This is a genomic window from Bacillus alkalisoli (assembly GCF_002797415.1).
Lineage (GTDB): Bacteria > Bacillota > Bacilli > Bacillales > Bacillaceae_I > Bacillus_CD > Bacillus_CD alkalisoli.
Map to the genome: position 1 here is coordinate 695,093 of NZ_KZ454944.1, position 16,153 is coordinate 711,245.

Consider the following 16,153-nt stretch of genomic DNA (forward strand, 5'->3'; position numbering starts at 1 on the left):
ATCGTAATACATTTCATAATACCATAATCCTTTTTCTCGAAAAAAGATGAAGAATTTATTAGAAATTGGTAAAAAAAGGTGGTTTTATGAGTCGGTTCTTTCTATTTCTTATTGTTGCTAGCTTAATATGGATTGCTACTATGACTTTTCATTCAGATACGAATAGCTCGAATCACGCTGCTATTAGAGTGTTAGAAAAAAACAAAGAATGGAATGGGATGAAGTATGTAAATGTGATGGATGACTTTTCAAAGGGACTAAATCCGTACATTTGGGAGGTGTTGGTTCGGGAGGAGAACTTCAATAATGAGCTTCAATATTATTCAGATCACAATGTTTCCGTTCAGGAAGGTGTGCTTCAACTAACAGGTAAAAAAGAGTCAAAAGGTGGAAAGGACTTTACATCTGGGCTTATACACACTTCTAACGAATATCCAATTTTGTATGGGCATATAAAAATGCGTGCCAAATATCCAGTCGGAAAAGGGTTATTTCCTGCTATATGGCTTGCACCAATTTCTAACGACGATTACATACCCGAAGTCGACATCATGGAAGTAATCGGGAGTCAGCCAAATAAAATTTATTTTGTGCATCATTATAGAAATGCTAGTGGCAACATTCAAACAGTATATGAATCTAGAGAAATAATGAATAATGACGTTTTCCATACGTATGAACTTATATGGACAAAAGACAAATTGGAGTGGCTAGTTAATGGGGTTACAACTTTTAGAACAGAAGAAAATATCCCAAACATACCTATGAAGCTAATAATAAATCTTGCCATTGGTGGAGATTGGCCAGGTTCACCAACCTCATCTACTAAATTTCCAGCAGTTTTTCATATTGACTCCGTTGAAATACTACATGAGAAATGGGTGAACAATTAGGTGATCATTATTTTTTCCATCATGCTCTTTTCGATGACCATTTTATTTCCTATCTATCACATGATAAATGGCTTATTTGCAATGAAACAATATACAAGAAAGAAAACACCTATTTCAGAGCGGAAACGAGGCATATCCGTACTTATACCTTGTTATAATGAGGCAACAATTATCGAAACAACAATAGAGTCAATGAAAAAATTAACTTATAAAAATGTAGAGTTTATTTTCATAAACGATGGCTCTGCAGATCATACATTAGAAAAGATTTGTGAGTCCATACAACTTAAACAAGTAGACAAAAGATACTTATTAACAAAATTAGAGTTTAAGCCAATAAAGGCTATTTATGAAGGAATACAACATGCTAACTTCATTCTAATTGATAAATTAAATGGCGGAAAAGCAGACGCCCTGAACGCAGGTATTATGCTAGCCACCCATTCCATTATCGTTACGCTAGATGCTGACAGTATATTAGACAATAGCGCCCTCGATAGGATAAATGATGCTTTTGAAGACAAAGAGGTTATAGCTGCTGGTGGCATTGTCCATGTGTTACAAGGTCGTAAGTGGAAAAATGGAACATTGTTTCCGACGTTAAAAACTAAGTTGATCGTCAAATTACAAATATTAGAGTACTTCCGTGGGTTCTTTATATATAAATCGTCATTAGCTAAATCCAATGCATTATCGATTATCTCTGGAGCCTTTGGTGTGTTTAGAAAAGATGTCTTACTCCATGTGAATGGGTATCGAAATACAGTTGGTGAAGACATCGATATAACGATAAAAGTACAAAACTATTTAAAACAACATCCAAGAAGTAAAATACTCTTTCTTCCTGATGCGGCTTGCTATACAGAAGTGCCAGAATCATGGAGAGACTTGTATAAACAACGAATCCGTTGGCAAAAAGCGTTCACTGATTGCTTAGTTCTTTATAAAAAAGAATTTCTAACTACTATTTTTACAAGAAAATTATCTTTCTTTTTCCTTATCGACTCTTTTTTTATTGGTATCGTCTGTAGCTATATTTTTTTCACTGGCGTTATCTGGATTTTGTTCAATCTAAACACATTTGATTCGAGGTTTATCTTACTATATATCATCTTATCTTCCACTTGTAATCTTCTTTATAACTTCGTTGCACTATATGTCGCTTCCAAATATAACCAAATTTTCCCTCGCGTCAATATTCATTCTATTGCTCTAACTATTGTCCTAGACCTAATATTTTTTAGGTTTTTAAATATTCTAATTATTTGTATTGGCACGGTCTCTTATTTTATAAAAAGGGAAGGCTGGAACAAAGTTGCCCGTACGGGGAGAGACTACTCATTTGAACAAGGAAACTAACTGCATTGGCAATATTCCACTAATTTTAGTATCTTGTATAGAAGGCAATAATATGATACATTTGTTGTAAGTATATTTGTCCGTTCGCAGGAGGTGTCGTCGTCATATGCAAATTTTCTTAATTATTCTTCTTGTATTAACTTCTATTGCACTTATTGGTGTTGTATTATTACAATCGGGTAAAAGCGCTGGTCTTTCTGGAGCAATCTCTGGTGGAGCAGAAACACTTTTTGGTAAACAAAAAGCTCGCGGTTTAGATTTATATTTACACCGTGCAACGATTGTTTTATCAGTGTTATTCTTCGTTTTAACATTAGCGATCGCATTTTTCGCTTAAATAATGAAAACCACTTTTCTAATCCGAAAAGTGGTTTTTTTATATCTATTCAACTAATGGAAACGTAACGGTTACTTCTGTTCCGTTGCCTTCTTTGCTAAAGAATTCAATCGTTCCTTCATATTTTTGAACGATATTAAAGCATATCATTAATCCGAGACCAGTACCTTTTGCTTTTAAAGAATAGAAAGGGGTACCGATTCTTTTTAATTGTTCCTTAGACATACCAACACCTTGGTCGACAATGACGATTTTTACTCTACTATTGCCTCTTCTCACCGTTACTCGAACTGTTCCCCCATGCTCGGAAGCTTCAATCGCATTCTTTAATAAGTTGACGAATAACTGCTTAAATTCGATTAATGTACATTGGATAGAATAATCATCTTCAATGTCTAATTCAATTTGGATGGTATCAATTAAAGCATACGTATTTAATAAATCCATTACATTATAGAGAGCAGGCTTTATTTCAATACTTTCTACCTCATTGACATCAGGCTTTGCTAGCGTTAAAAAATCAGAAATAACGGTTTCAGCTGTATTCAGCTCACCTAACATTAATTGATAGTGCTTTTTAACATGTTCAGGTAGTTGCTTGTCTTGCTCATATAATTGAATAAACCCTTTCACAACTGTAATGGGATTTCGGATTTCGTGTGCAACTGCTGCAGCCAATTGTCCGGTAGTCTTTAACCGTTCATCGGCTTGAAGTTGCTGATAATATTGTCTTTGCTCTTCAATCTTTTTCTGTAGCAGTGCAAAAATAAAATAAAGCATTGCTTGGCATGCTAGAAAATTAATCGCATAACCTGCTAAATCTTTATGAAAAATTGGAAACCCCGCTCCTTGATCCACAAGGAATACATAAACCATAAAGGAAATGACGATTACAACATTATTAATTAATGAAAAATAAAATAACTTTTGATTATAGAACAATATGGCTATCCCTGGTATGAAACAAATAATAAGAAAAGGAGAAAGTGTAAAAGGATACATAATAAACATCGCATAAAAGTATATAGGCATTGCAATATTCAACGCATATTTCGTATAAATGCTCTTATTTTTAGGATAAATAATTAATAGTACCGAAATAACGAGTACCATTAGTAGATGTATAATAAATGTAGTAGTTATTCCATTCTCCCACAGTTCAATGAAAGACCCTAACGTCATTAAGATGATACTAGTAATAGTAAATATCCAATATATATTTTCCTTTGGCAAATGCTTTTGGTTCTTCATGTTCATGTAATTACCTCAAATTTTGTCATATCTTTTATTTTACTAAAGAATGGTAGAATTAAAAGGCTCTTTTCGTAAACTTTGTTGTTTTTCAATAAACTTTAGCTATATAAGAATGTTATCCGTTCCTTTCCGCTGCAGGCACTGGCTTTCCGCGGGGAGCTCAGGGGAAGGTTATTTTCATTATCGTGAAAAAACCTACTCCTCGGCTTTCCGCCTGTGGGGTCTCACGCTTCGCTCTACTTCCCGCAGGAGTCCAGTGCCTTCCGCTCCAATCCACTCTTGTTTTCAAATTAAAACTAAAAGCAACAATCTTTATGAAAAGAGCCCAAAGAAAAAAGAGAGACACGATGCTCTCCCTTAAAGTACTTATTTAACTATTTTATTAAGCTCCATTAATGCTTGACTTATTTCTTCTCTTGTCATCCCCATTTCTTTTGCTTCTATAATCATTTTAATCCAATCGGTATCTAACTCATATTCGATGTCCATGTTATCTCCCTTAATTCTTTTTTGTCTCTTGCCATTTTTTAAAATGTAAATAATCACGAAAGTAAATAAAATCCTCTTTTGTCATACCTTCCTTGATTGCCTTTTGAAGTAGTCTAGTCCACTCTTCATCTATTAAAAGGTTATCTGTTTGGGAGTTGTTTACTCCATCTGTTCCACCATTTAATAAATACTCGATATCGGTACCTAACGAAGAAGCAATCTTGTTTAAGAACTGTAAGGAAGGGTTTGTTTGGAGATCGCGTTCTAAGTAACTTAAGTAAGACTTAGAAACACCAGCTTTCTCCGCCAATTCACTTATCGAATAACCACGACTTTTCCGCAACTTTTTAATCCGGTCACCAACCATATCACTTTCCCCTTATATGTATGTCATAATGTTCATTATAAAGTACGAAAGATTCTTTATAAAAAACAAAATAGTTAGGAAATGGTAGAAATAAGGAGGTAAACGAAGGTTATATGTTCTTTTTAACGAAAAATAAACGAATTTAAGGTTTTTCATAACGAACAATGTGTTATATACTTCGTATTGTAAGGTTCGTTAAAGAGAACAATAACAAACCTACAACGAACACCAACTTATTATTTTGAAAGTATTAGGAGGCGGTAAAGTGAAATTTCTCAAAATAATAAGCAAAATAACAACGGGTATCCTGCTATTTTGTTTAGTATTTGCTGCAATTCTAGCCATTTCATCTCATCTATCAGGTGGAACGCCCAAATTTTTTGGGAAAACAATGATGATCGTTTTATCAGGATCGATGGAACCTACCATACCAACCGGTTCCGCAATATTTGTAGAAGAAGTAGATCCGAGGGAATTACAAGTTGGAGATGTTATAACTTTCGAATCTCCTATCCATGAGAATACTAGAATAATAACGCATAGAATAACTGAGATATTTAATTTTGGTCAATTAGAATTTATCGCACAAGGTGATAGCAATGAAGCAGCAGATCCAATGCCTATACCTGCTCAAAATATCTTAGGTAAGCATTCAGATATTACTATTCCATATCTTGGTTATATATTATCCTTTCTTCAATCCAAGAAAGGAATAGGTTTAGCTTTAATAATTCCTGGTTTGTTAGTAATTGGTATCGAAGTTTTCTCTGTATGGAAGCTGTTATCACGATGGGAACAATCCAAAGGAAATGAACCAAGTACAAATGAGAACAAAAGTATTGCCTAATTAGGTTGTATCTTCTCTCGATAGAGAAGTTCAATAAATATTAATAGCTACATAGCTGAGGAGGAATTTTACTAATGAACATTAAGAAAAAATTATTAGGTAGTGCCGCTACGATCGCTTTAGCGTCTATGGCTACTATCGGAGGAACATTTGCTTATTTCAGTGATTCAACATCAACGGACAGTAAATTTACAAACGGAACAATCGTGTTAAAGCCACATGAGCCTTACTTAGAGTCATTTAACATCACTGGTTGGAAACCAGGAGACAAACTTGTTGCTAAGCATGATAACCAAGATCCTGCAATGGTATTAAACAATCAAGGTACTTTACCTATGAACGTATTTATGGATATTGATGCAAGTAGTGTAAAAGGAACTGATGGGGCTATTTATGTTAGAGAGTTAAAATTTGGTGGTGTAGATTTATTAGCATTATGGGAACTATCAGGAGATGTGACATTAGCTCAACTTTCTTCCCTTACAAATAATGTAGATACTACATTGAATACTCATACGATTAGTGATGTTGGTAAGTACATTGGATACTTACCTGCACATGTATCAGGGTCATGGGATCATATTAAAGCTGTAACATATGTTTTAGAATTTGCTGATACAGGTGAAAAACAAAACCAATTACAAGGTGATGTAACTGATATTAAGTTTAGCTTTACTGGATTACAGTACGAAGGAAAACTTTATGACAAAGAAAACCTAGATAACTTTAAAGATGGTGGCGGAGGAGAATACCGTCCAACTGACAACATTAATGATAGAGAATACAGAAACCAATTTGGTGATGATGTAGATATGGACGATAAAAAGAATTAATAATTAATATAGAGATGGAGATTATTCAATCTCCATCTTTTTTTAAAGCCTTTATTTTGGAGGTTTTTTTGTGAAAATTAAATATTTATTGGTGTTAATTATTTCTACAGTTTTTTTCATTATATACACACCAATTTTTCAGACTGGCGCTACAGACTCTGAAAAAGTGTTAATTATTGAAACCTTCCCTAGTAGTACATTCATAAACTTAGGTGGTCTAAAACCAGGCGATCAAATTATAAAGCCACTAGAAGTACTAAATAAAGGAAATATCGGATTTTCGTATTCAACTTTTGTCGAATTCAATGGCGGATCACAAAAGTATTACAATGCTCTTGAGCTAACTGTCCTAGATTCAGATAATAATATGTTTTTTGACGGTAAAGTTCAGGATTTTCAAGGGTTATCTGATAGAAAGGTATCTATATTTAGTAAAGAAAAACTACTTTTTAAGTTTTCTGTCCCACATGAATTAGGTAATGAATATCAAGGATTATCAACAGGGTTAAATTTAATATTTGTAGCGGAAGAGGAGTATAAAGATGAACCTACTATCCCGGTTGATTCTACAAATCCAGGAGGAAGCACATTGCCTGACACTGCAACTAATTCTTTCAATTACATGCTACTTGGTTTGGGTTTATTTGTTATAGGTACATTACTTGTAATACGTTTACGATTTAAGTTAAATAAAATCCGTTCTTAATAATGTGTAAATTTGTTTATTTTTTAAAAGAAATAGGATAAAATGTAGTTAGTAATTCTTAATTAAGAACGAAGTGTTTAGGTAACGGCTAATATGTAAAGGGGTGTAAAAGTGAATAAAAAAATATGGATCTGTACGGTAATGATTGGACTTTTTATCATTTCCAAAAGCGTAGTAGGATTCCAGACATTTGCATATTTTTCTGATAGTGTCAAGTTTAGTGGGACCATAACAAATGGACAATGGGGATGCTTAATAGAATTAGATATTACAAATAATACTGGTCACCAGATAAATATATTAGAAATAGTTGCTGGGCAGGACTCCCATCCTAAAAATAATTATATTATAACCCCATCAAACGTTTCTGATAATGATTTAGCAATAGGTGAAACTCGAACCTATATATTTGAAGTTGACCACAGGGAGTACGTTCATTGTAACATACAATGGGTTTATTTTGATGTTTTTGCTTTAACGGATAATGGTGATGAATATGAAAAGAAACAGTTAAGAGAAAAAGTTCATAATCCACCTGGTAAAGTAAAGAAAGATGGATATACGACATCTTTTGTTGATTTAATAATTGATGAAAAGTTATTAGTCAAGAGCAGTAACAAAGCTGATAAAGGAATTGATAAGGTACAAAACACGGAGGAAGTCAATTCAGCAAATACAGACACAGTTAATGAAAGTGAAGAGAGCTTGAGTGACTCTGAAGAAGAAATGTTAGACGAAAAAGTGAATAATAGTATAAATGAGGATGATATACAAAATGACGTTTCAGAAGAAGATGAAGTAGAGAATACTGAAGAAGATACAGAAAGAAGTGAAGAAGAGAATGAAGAGGATACAGATTAACGTAAAAAAAGTAATATTAATAGGGCTAACTGCTTTGTTAATTTGTATCCTTTCTTTATTTAGTTTTTTGTTTATGACTGGAAAGTTAAATGTAGCAATAGTATTGTCTGATAGTATGAAGCCGACTATTTCTGCTGGAGATTTATTAATTTCAAAATCCTCTAAAGAAAAATCTATTAATATAGGGGATATTGTTACATTTGAGGATAATACAGGGGTAACTGTAACTCACCGCGTTGTAGATATTAAAAACGATTCCGTTATGACAAAAGGGGATGCGGTTGCTTATCATAATACAGAATTGGTAGATAGTAGTAGTATAAAAAGTACTTATGTAGCTCATGTTCCCTATTTAGGGTATGTAATAAGTTGGATAGCGAGTCCCTGGGGTTTTATTATTTTTTATATAGTACCTGTATGGTATATTTCTTACGCCTTATTAAAAAAATTTATATTAAAACCTAAGAAATATACGAGGTATTTTCCTCAAGAGAATTAAGTTTCAAGTGGACAGAGAGTCAGTTTCTCGTCCACTCATATTTTTTTAGGTTGGATGGACAAAGGGTCAGGTACACTAGCGTTGCATAACTGGAAATATAATTGAAAAAAACAAAAAATTTACAATCGCTTTTTACCGTGGGGAGCAAAAACGACAACCTTAACTTAGGTTGTCGTTTGTTCCTATTTTTTGTATATTAGATTACTTGATTTTTCTCTTTACTCGTTTCTTTTTTTCTTCTACTATCAGCGCTAAATTACCATACTCGACTGGTTTTTTTGTTCTTTCAGGGACTTTTTGTCTTCCCTTAGATGTCTTTGGTGTTTTGTATTCTAGTGAACTTATAAAAGCTTCCCATGGTTGATTGAGGTAAGTTCTTATATGCCTTAAGACACTTAACATTGTCTTACTTGAATCAGTTTTCAAACGAATAATTAGCGTTAAGAGGTGGGCTATCATCGCAATAAACATCTGGTTCCATATACCTTGCGGTTTAGTACTCCATACCTTTACTAATCTTAAGGATTGTTTTATCCATTTGAAGAAAAGCTCTATTAGCCACCTATTCCTATAGATTTCAGCGATTGACTCTGAACTCAGGTCCCATCTGTTTGTGGCAACCTTGTAGAAGTTTCCTTCTTCATCAACGTATTCAACAATACGAATCGGTTCCATTTTACCTCTTTCGCCTAATACAACTTTTGCATCTCTTTGGACAGCTAAACCTTTTGGAACCTCGTATTCCTCTAATACTTTTTCAACAACTTTATCTTTCTTGATACGGATAACAAATTTAATATTACTTTTTATCCACTCGTTCATTCGAAAGAAATCCATGTAACCACGGTCCATTACATATGTAGCGTCTGAGACTTCTATTAGTACATCTCCACCTTCATGGTCTTGAACTTTTCCATTAGATGGAACGATGTTATCTGGATAGTTAACATCTGGGGACGCTACAATTAATCGAGTATGCATTTTTACAACTGTCCAGCCTTTTGTAACGTGTGCCCACTCCGATAAAATGGCAGGAAGCTTAATGTGTGTTGAATCAACGATTCTAAGTCTTCCTATTTTAGCAGGCAGGCCTGTCATACTCTTTGTATGGTAAATAAGTTCCCCAACCAGCTTTAAGAAGAGTTTTTGTAGAATGGTAGTATCGAGTTCATTAATTCTTCTACTTAATTGTGAACTACTTATACTATCAACATCTATATAATCCATAAGATCTTTATTAGCTCTCATTTTTATAGAGAACTCATTATATGAGCTCCATTTATCGAGTTGTGCAGTAACGAAAATTTTTATTAGCGCTTCCGTAGTTAATTTCTTATTATGATAGTTGAATAGTGGACATGAAAGATTTTCTGTCGGTAACAATGACAAGCATTGACGCAGTAATGTTTCTTGAGTTAACATATTCATATGCTTGGAGCTCCTTTTGTAGAAAGTTTGTTTTCGGGAACAAACATCTAACGTTTCTACAATAGGAGCTTTTTTTATTTTTGTCTATTAAAAAATACTACTTTATCTTACCCTCTTACAATTTTTGTATGTTGTGCAACGCTAGTGGGTCAGGTACCTTGTCCAACGAATAAAACCCCTTAATCGAATAAACTTATATATTGATATAAGTCTCATTAAACTATAGGTCAAAATATTATTAGTACACAAGGGTACAAATGATGCCTCTAGTGTCTAAGTAAAGTACTAATTATGATATCCCTTCGTTCTTTTTAATGAAAATAAAAACCTCTAAAATTCTTTATAAAAAACAAAATAATAAGAGAATCGAAGAATACAAAAGATTTCCGTAGCATGTAGTTCATTATAACGAAAAAATAACCGTATTTAATAGTTTACCTCAACTAATCTATGCAATAAACTAAAATTGAATATTCTTAATAATGAACGATTAGTTTTGTGAGTACGGTGAAATTAGGACTAGTTAGAGAAAGCGCATTTAATAGTAGCAAAAAATGAATTAGCTAGATATTACATACATACAATTAAAAACAAACGGCTATGACTTACTAACCCCTTAGTAGAAGCGAGGAAGAGACTTATGATAAAGAAACTATTATTTATGAGTTCGTATATGGTGTTAATCTTCGCCATGAGCATACAGCACATTAACGCCTCTTCTGCAAAGGGAGTAAGAGAGATCGATATAATGCTTACGCCAGAGAGAGTTGTTTAAGCTTGAAAATATTAAACCTGGTGATTGGGCAAAAAGAGAGTTGCTCATTATAAAAAGCGGTTCGAAAGATTTTAATTATTTTGCATCAGCTTCATTAACTACTGGGTCAAGATAATTGTATGAAGTGGCTGGAGTTGACGTTAAAGCGGAAGAGAAAATTCTGTATGATGGAATGTTAAGTAAGTTTAATAAAATAGATGCTAGAATGATTTCTATTTCAGGAGAAGAAAAGCTAACCTTTACTATTTTGTTTCCAAAAGAAGCTGGGAATGAATTTCAAGGAGTAGCAGCAGAGGTGGAATTTATGTTTTATGCGGAAGGAGCATTAGGTGGAATTATTCCTGTAGATGGCGGGGTCAAACTACCTGTAACCGCAACAGATATATAACCTTCTATTAATTGGTGTAACACTTGTTATAGTAGGAGCGGCATACTTTATTTCGTAAGAAGAAGAGTAATGCAAGAAGCTTAAGTACCTGAACCTTGTGATGAATAGTTACAAGGTTAAATTACAACTAAGGTGTTCTTTATTAAAAACAAACAGTTCTTATTAAAGTACAATTTAATAAAAGGGGATGTAATAATGTACATGAAAACTTGCCAAAGATGTAAGAAGATTGCTTATGGAAGTTGTGAGTTTATTAGTTGGTCATGCCCGAGTTGTTCAGAAGATCTAACAGGTGGAAAAGCATTTGTAGCAACATCCTTTAAAGAACAGGATGTTGATATGAGAAAGAAAAGAATGAAGATCTATTTAACTCGATGCACGATAGATAAAGTTGTTTAACATACATAATAAAAGCGCACTTGCCATCGCAAGAGCGCTTTATTTTTGACTAGCTTTCCATTTATTAAATTCTAACCATTCTTTAAATTGATCCTTCGTTACACCAGAATCCATGGCATCTTTTACGAGATTTGCCCAGTCTGGATCAAGGTTTTTTTCTGTATTTTGGTCTTCGTCGTGGAGAAATGTGTTGACGGGCACTCCTAGGACAGAAGAGATTTTTTCAAGAAATTGCACGGACGGGTTGGATTGCAGGTTACGTTCGATAGAGCTTAAATATGATTTTGCTACACCCGCTCGTTCTGCTAATTCGGACATGGATAATTTTTTTTCTTGTCGATATTTTTTTATTCGTTCACCGATCATACAGCTCACCTTCCTTATACGAACATTATATCATATAACGAAGGTTTTGTTAGATATTTCGAACGAATATGCTTACATAACTATCCGTTTTTCTATTTAATTGTTAGTAGGGAAACTTTGCAGGAAATCTCTTATTTCTTCTGCGCTTATCCCCATTTCTAATGCTGATCCTATTAGTTCTACCCATTCTCTGTCTAAATTTTCAGTTACTTCTAGTAATGCATTCCCCATACTTTTTCCCTCCTAAAATACTTGCGGTATTTCAGGCAGTCCAGCCATCTTGGTAGATTCGGTACTGTCTAGCTCCGTGCGTTAGCGGCTATCAAACTTCCCGTTCTGTCCGGACGATAAGTCAACATCGAATCACTCCTTACGTCGCTCTTCGTGTTTCCTTTATCTCCTACCAGACCGGTCCTTTTTGTGCGCCGCTGAGCAAACGCCCTGCACTTTTCTACGTTAGATCTGTCGACTTTGCGTCCTTGCTTTTCAACAAGTTTGCCCTTGGACTGATTCGTTCGTCATACGACTAAAATTACAGTAGTTGTCTTACATCCATTGTCATTATAAAATAACCAAAATTAGGATGTTGCAGATATGTGTCGATACACAAAAATTATTTTAAAATAACAGAATTTGATGGAGAAGTACTATGAGTATAGTGGTAAATACAGGATTTCTCTTAGAAGATATTATACAAAAAGGAAAAAGATATACATTGTAGAATTTTACTAACATGATAGACCAAAGATTTATGTCGAAATTGTCTGAAAATAAAGAGTTAATAAATAGGACTATTTAACTATTTTTATAAAATTCAAGAAACTACCGACAGAAAAAAACAAGGAACTTTTTCATGGGACATACGTATAAGTAATGGTGCAGGCCTTATAAATGCCCATTTTCTCTGATTATGGTAATATATTCTTTCGGATACAAATTATCTAATGAATAGAAAATTACACATACTACTAATAGATAATATGAGGAGAAAGGATGTTCAACATGAAAGTGAAGTTACCTGAACCATTTACATTTGAAGGTGGCGAACGTGCGGTTTTATTATTGCACGGATTTACGGGGAATTCTGCAGACGTGCGAATGTTAGGTCGTTTTCTGGAGAAAAAAGGATACACATGTCATGCTCCACAATATAAAGGTCACGGTGTACCGCCAGAGGAGTTAGTTCATACAGGTCCTGAAGATTGGTGGCAAGATGTCCTGAATGCCTACCAATTTTTAAAAGATAAAGGTCATGAAAATATTGCAGCGGTTGGATTGTCACTTGGAGGCGTATTTTCCTTGAAATTAGGTTACACTGTACCTATCAAGGGTATTGTGCCTATGTGTGCACCTATGTATATAAAAAGCGAAGATGTCATGTATAAAGGCGTGCTAGAATACGCTAGAGAATGGAAGAAGCGTGAAGGGAAATCAGAAGAACAAATAGAAACAGAGATAAGTACATTTCAACCGATGAACACACTTAAAGAACTGCAACAACTCATTTCAGAAGTTCGAGAAAATGTCGATATGATATATGCACCAACTTTTGTTGTCCAAGCTCGTCACGACAACATGATCAACACAGACAGTGCCAACATCATCTACAACGAAGTAGAAAACAACAACAAAAAACTAAAATGGTACGAAGAATCCGGCCATGTCATCACACTCGACAAAGAAAAAGAACAACTACACGAAGACATCTACGACTTCCTAGAAACACTAGATTGGTAAGTAGACTTGAATCAAATTAAAACAAAGGCTGTGTTATATCGTATTAGTATTACAAAATCTAGCGGTTGATTGGATTGCAAGTCGTAGACTCCCGCGGAAAGCGGAGACTTGCAATCCAATCAACAGCGGTAACTAACGTAGCCTCTAATAAAAGGAGGGATATTCAATGGAAGAAAACATTCAACAACATGTGGATAAGTTACTTTCTCATATGAAAGAAGAAGCATACAAGCCATTATCCACAAAAGAACTAGAAGAAGCATTTGGTATTAAAGATTCAGAGGAATTTAAAGAATTTGTAAAAGCACTCGTTTATATGGAAGAAAACGGTTTAATCGTTCGAACACGAAGCAACCGTTACGGTGTACCAGAACGCATGGATTTAATCCGCGGGAAGGTAATCGGGCACTCGAAAGGCTTCGCATTCGTTATGCCAGAAGACCAAGAGATGGACGATGTGTTCATCCCACCAAATGAACTAAACACAGCGATGCACGGTGACACAGTGTTAGTCAGAGTTAACCGTCAAGCATCAGGGGAATCTCGCCAAGAAGGTACTGTTATTCGAATTGTTGACCGTGGAATTAAAGAAGTTGTAGGTACATATACGGAAAGTAAAAATTTCGGTTTTGTTATTCCTGATGATAAAAAAGTATCAAACGACATCTTTATCCCGAAAAATGCAACAAACGGAGCGGTAGAAGGACATAAAGTAGTGGTCAAGTTAACCACATATCCAGAAGGGCGCTTAAGTGCAGAAGGAGAAGTTATCCAGATACTTGGGCATAAAAATGACCCAGGTGTGGACATCCTTTCGGTTATCCACAAGCACGGATTACCTGGCGATTTTCCAAAAGAAGCATTGGATCAAGCAAACGCTGCACCAGATGAAATTAATGAAGAAGATATAAAAGATCGCCGCGACTTACGTGACCAAGTGATCGTCACAATCGACGGTGCGGATGCTAAAGACTTAGATGACGCAGTTACAGTAACAAAGCTAGATAACGGTAACTACAAGCTAGGCGTACACATTGCCGACGTTACACATTACGTAACGGAAGGCTCAGCCATTGATATGGAAGCACAAGACCGCGGAACGAGTTGTTACTTAGTAGACCGAGTGATTCCAATGATTCCACATAGACTTTCTAACGGTATTTGTTCACTAAATCCGAAAGTAAACCGTCTAACGATGTCTTGTGAAATGGAAATTTCAAGCAGTGGGGAAGTCGTGAAACACGAAATTTTCCACAGTGTGATTAAGACAACAGAACGAATGACATATACAGATGTGAATAAAATTCTTGTGGATAAAGATGAAGAAGTTATTAACAGATACGAGCCGTTAATTCCGATGTTCCACGAGATGGAAAAGCTTGCAGAAATCCTGCGAAACAAACGTATGACACGCGGCGCGATTGACTTTGATTTTAAAGAAGCAAAAGTGTTAGTAACAGAAGATGGAACGCCAACAGATGTTGAGTTGCGCGAGCGTTCTGTTGCGGAGCGTCTTATCGAAGAATTCATGCTTGTTGCGAACGAAACAGTTGCCGAGCATTTCCACTGGATGAATGTACCGTTCATTTACCGTGTCCATGAAGATCCGAAAGAAGAAAAGCTACAACGATTCTTCGAGTTTATTACAAACTTTGGATATGTTGTGAAAGGAAAAGGAAACACGATTCACCCACGTGCGCTTCAAGAAATTATTGAAGCGGTACAAGGAAAGCCAGAAGAAATGGTTGTATCAACTGTCATGCTTCGCTCGATGAAACAAGCGAAATATGACGAGGAAAGCCTAGGTCACTTTGGGTTATCCACAGAATATTATACACATTTCACTTCACCGATTCGTCGTTATCCAGACTTAATTGTCCACAGGTTAATTCGTACGTATTTAATAGAAGGCAAAATGGACACGAAAACGAAAGAAAAGTGGAATGAGATGTTACCAGAAATCGCGGAACATTCTTCTAACATGGAACGCCGTGCAGTAGAAGCAGAACGTGAAACAGACGAGCTGAAAAAAGCGGAATATATGTTAGATAAAGTCGGCGAGGAGTATGACGGAATGATTAGCTCCGTTACTAACTTCGGTATGTTCGTTGAGCTGCCAAATACAATTGAAGGTCTTGTACATGTAAGTTATTTAACAGATGACTATTATCGTTATGATGAGCGCCATTACGCGATGATAGGTGAACGTACTGGTAAAGTGTACCGAATTGGTGACGAAATTACGATTCGTGTTGTGAATGTAAACAAAGACGAACGTTCGATTGATTTTGAAGTAGTAGGAATGAAAGGGACTAGACGCCCTGATCAAAAAGCTGCACCACGTGTCATTACAAGTGATCGAGGAAAGCCACCAAAAGGCCGTAGTCAAAAGCGTAAAAGTGCAAGCGACATCGATGATTATACATTTGAAATTGGTTGGACAACACAAGGTCCAAAAGATTCAAAGAGTAGTGGTGGCGGGCAAGGTGGCGACCGTAAAAAGAAAAAAGCATTTTTCGAAAATGCACCAAAACAAAAACGTACGAAAAAGAAAAAACGATAAGATGGGGGAAGAGCCTAACGAACAGGCTCTTCTTTTGTCTGTATAAAGGGTA

Annotated in this window: 18 protein-coding genes and 1 riboswitch; of the genes, 12 read left to right on the forward strand and 6 right to left on the reverse strand. The window is 35.2% G+C overall.

Annotated elements, in window-relative coordinates; all coding sequences use genetic code 11:
• The first annotated feature begins 86 nt into the window (after positions 1-86).
• The 3 genes from CDZ89_RS03200 (at position 87) to secG (ending at position 2,589) form a co-directional block, all read left to right on the forward strand.
• Positions 87-893 (forward strand): glycoside hydrolase family 16 protein, encoded by an 807-nt coding sequence (locus CDZ89_RS03200; RefSeq protein ID WP_100333254.1) that lies wholly within the window; start codon positions 87-89, stop codon positions 891-893.
• On the forward strand, positions 894-2,252 hold the full coding sequence (locus CDZ89_RS03205) for a glycosyltransferase family 2 protein (protein ID WP_100333255.1): 1,359 nt from the start codon (positions 894-896) through the stop codon (positions 2,250-2,252).
• A 106-nt stretch (positions 2,253-2,358) separates the two neighbouring features.
• Positions 2,359-2,589, forward strand: a complete 231-nt coding sequence (gene secG, locus CDZ89_RS03210; protein ID WP_096156673.1) for a preprotein translocase subunit SecG — start codon at positions 2,359-2,361, stop codon at positions 2,587-2,589.
• Between the two features lie 45 nt (positions 2,590-2,634).
• On the opposite strand, the gene CDZ89_RS03215 is transcribed toward secG, so the two are convergent.
• The 3 genes from CDZ89_RS03215 to CDZ89_RS03225 form a co-directional block, all read right to left on the reverse strand.
• Positions 2,635-3,846, reverse strand: coding sequence for an ATP-binding protein (locus CDZ89_RS03215; RefSeq protein WP_100333256.1), 1,212 nt, complete (start codon positions 3,844-3,846; stop codon positions 2,635-2,637).
• A 363-nt stretch (positions 3,847-4,209) separates the two neighbouring features.
• The gene (locus tag CDZ89_RS20260; protein ID WP_264755080.1) at positions 4,210-4,332 is read right to left on the reverse strand and encodes a hypothetical protein; all 123 of its coding nucleotides are present in this window, start codon (positions 4,330-4,332) and stop codon (positions 4,210-4,212) included.
• 10 nt (positions 4,333-4,342) lie between these two features.
• On the reverse strand, positions 4,343-4,699 hold the full coding sequence (locus CDZ89_RS03225) for a helix-turn-helix domain-containing protein (RefSeq protein ID WP_100333258.1): 357 nt from the start codon (positions 4,697-4,699) through the stop codon (positions 4,343-4,345).
• A gap of 265 nt (positions 4,700-4,964) precedes the next feature.
• On the opposite strand from CDZ89_RS03225, the gene CDZ89_RS03230 reads away from it, so the two are divergent.
• The 5 genes from CDZ89_RS03230 (at position 4,965) to CDZ89_RS03250 (ending at position 8,445) form a co-directional block, all read left to right on the forward strand.
• Entirely contained in the window at positions 4,965-5,546 is a 582-nt protein-coding gene (locus tag CDZ89_RS03230; RefSeq protein ID WP_157842671.1) for a signal peptidase I, read from the forward strand.
• Positions 5,547-5,620: 74 nt separating this feature from the next.
• Positions 5,621-6,379 carry a TasA family protein gene (locus CDZ89_RS03235; RefSeq protein WP_100333260.1) on the forward strand — a complete coding sequence of 253 codons (759 nt, stop codon included), beginning with the start codon at positions 5,621-5,623 and terminating at the stop codon, positions 6,377-6,379.
• A 70-nt stretch (positions 6,380-6,449) separates the two neighbouring features.
• Positions 6,450-7,085 carry an LPXTG cell wall anchor domain-containing protein gene (locus tag CDZ89_RS03240; protein ID WP_100333261.1) on the forward strand — a complete coding sequence of 212 codons (636 nt, stop codon included), beginning with the start codon at positions 6,450-6,452 and terminating at the stop codon, positions 7,083-7,085.
• A gap of 111 nt (positions 7,086-7,196) precedes the next feature.
• Entirely contained in the window at positions 7,197-7,946 is a 750-nt protein-coding gene (locus tag CDZ89_RS03245) for a hypothetical protein (protein WP_100333262.1), read from the forward strand.
• Complete coding sequence (locus tag CDZ89_RS03250) at positions 7,927-8,445, forward strand: signal peptidase I (RefSeq protein ID WP_100333263.1); 519 nt, start codon at positions 7,927-7,929, stop codon at positions 8,443-8,445. The genes CDZ89_RS03245 and CDZ89_RS03250 overlap by 20 nt, the downstream gene beginning before the upstream one ends.
• Before the next feature lie 201 nt (positions 8,446-8,646).
• On the opposite strand, the gene CDZ89_RS03255 is transcribed toward CDZ89_RS03250, so the two are convergent.
• Entirely contained in the window at positions 8,647-9,873 is a 1,227-nt protein-coding gene (locus CDZ89_RS03255; RefSeq protein WP_100333264.1) for an IS4 family transposase, read from the reverse strand.
• Between the two features lie 890 nt (positions 9,874-10,763).
• On the opposite strand from CDZ89_RS03255, the gene CDZ89_RS03260 reads away from it, so the two are divergent.
• Positions 10,764-11,036: a hypothetical protein gene (locus tag CDZ89_RS03260; RefSeq protein ID WP_100333265.1), complete on the forward strand. Its 273-nt coding sequence runs from the start codon at positions 10,764-10,766 to the stop codon at positions 11,034-11,036.
• 195 nt (positions 11,037-11,231) lie between these two features.
• A complete protein-coding gene (locus CDZ89_RS03265) occupies positions 11,232-11,435 on the forward strand; it encodes a hypothetical protein (RefSeq protein ID WP_100333266.1) in 204 nt (67 codons plus the stop codon).
• A gap of 39 nt (positions 11,436-11,474) precedes the next feature.
• On the opposite strand, the gene CDZ89_RS03270 is transcribed toward CDZ89_RS03265, so the two are convergent.
• Together CDZ89_RS03270 and CDZ89_RS03275 are read right to left on the reverse strand one after the other, a co-directional pair.
• Positions 11,475-11,801, reverse strand: a complete 327-nt coding sequence (locus CDZ89_RS03270) for a helix-turn-helix domain-containing protein (protein ID WP_100333267.1) — start codon at positions 11,799-11,801, stop codon at positions 11,475-11,477.
• 96 nt (positions 11,802-11,897) lie between these two features.
• Positions 11,898-12,032, reverse strand: coding sequence for an anti-repressor SinI family protein (locus tag CDZ89_RS03275; RefSeq protein WP_100333268.1), 135 nt, complete (start codon positions 12,030-12,032; stop codon positions 11,898-11,900).
• Between the two features lie 197 nt (positions 12,033-12,229).
• Positions 12,230-12,311: riboswitch (cyclic di-GMP riboswitch) on the reverse strand.
• 492 nt (positions 12,312-12,803) lie between these two features.
• Here CDZ89_RS03275 and CDZ89_RS03280 point away from each other — a divergent pair.
• Together CDZ89_RS03280 and rnr are read left to right on the forward strand one after the other, a co-directional pair.
• On the forward strand, positions 12,804-13,538 hold the full coding sequence (locus tag CDZ89_RS03280) for an alpha/beta hydrolase (protein ID WP_096157067.1): 735 nt from the start codon (positions 12,804-12,806) through the stop codon (positions 13,536-13,538).
• Positions 13,539-13,704: 166 nt separating this feature from the next.
• On the forward strand, positions 13,705-16,101 hold the full coding sequence (gene rnr, locus CDZ89_RS03285; RefSeq protein WP_096156690.1) for a ribonuclease R: 2,397 nt from the start codon (positions 13,705-13,707) through the stop codon (positions 16,099-16,101).
• Positions 16,102-16,153 lie beyond the last annotated feature (52 nt).

Excerpts from the sequence above, each read along its gene's own strand:
- CDZ89_RS03270 (WP_100333267.1), bottom strand. The coding sequence starts at position 11,801 with ATGATCGGTGAACGAATAAAAAAATATCGACAAGAAAAAAAATTATCC.
- CDZ89_RS03235 (WP_100333260.1), top strand. The coding sequence starts at position 5,621 with ATGAACATTAAGAAAAAATTATTAGGTAGTGCCGCTACGATCGCTTTA.
- CDZ89_RS03225 (WP_100333258.1), bottom strand. The coding sequence starts at position 4,699 with ATGGTTGGTGACCGGATTAAAAAGTTGCGGAAAAGTCGTGGTTATTCG.
- CDZ89_RS03265 (WP_100333266.1), top strand. The coding sequence starts at position 11,232 with ATGTACATGAAAACTTGCCAAAGATGTAAGAAGATTGCTTATGGAAGT.
- secG (WP_096156673.1), top strand. The coding sequence starts at position 2,359 with ATGCAAATTTTCTTAATTATTCTTCTTGTATTAACTTCTATTGCACTT.
- CDZ89_RS03280 (WP_096157067.1), top strand. The coding sequence starts at position 12,804 with ATGAAAGTGAAGTTACCTGAACCATTTACATTTGAAGGTGGCGAACGT.
- CDZ89_RS03255 (WP_100333264.1), bottom strand. The coding sequence starts at position 9,873 with ATGAATATGTTAACTCAAGAAACATTACTGCGTCAATGCTTGTCATTG.
- CDZ89_RS03200 (WP_100333254.1), top strand. The coding sequence starts at position 87 with ATGAGTCGGTTCTTTCTATTTCTTATTGTTGCTAGCTTAATATGGATT.
- CDZ89_RS03275 (WP_100333268.1), bottom strand. The coding sequence starts at position 12,032 with ATGGGGAATGCATTACTAGAAGTAACTGAAAATTTAGACAGAGAATGG.
- rnr (WP_096156690.1), top strand. The coding sequence starts at position 13,705 with ATGGAAGAAAACATTCAACAACATGTGGATAAGTTACTTTCTCATATG.
- CDZ89_RS03215 (WP_100333256.1), bottom strand. The coding sequence starts at position 3,846 with ATGAACATGAAGAACCAAAAGCATTTGCCAAAGGAAAATATATATTGG.
- CDZ89_RS03250 (WP_100333263.1), top strand. The coding sequence starts at position 7,927 with ATGAAGAGGATACAGATTAACGTAAAAAAAGTAATATTAATAGGGCTA.
- CDZ89_RS20260 (WP_264755080.1), bottom strand. The coding sequence starts at position 4,332 with ATGGACATCGAATATGAGTTAGATACCGATTGGATTAAAATGATTATA.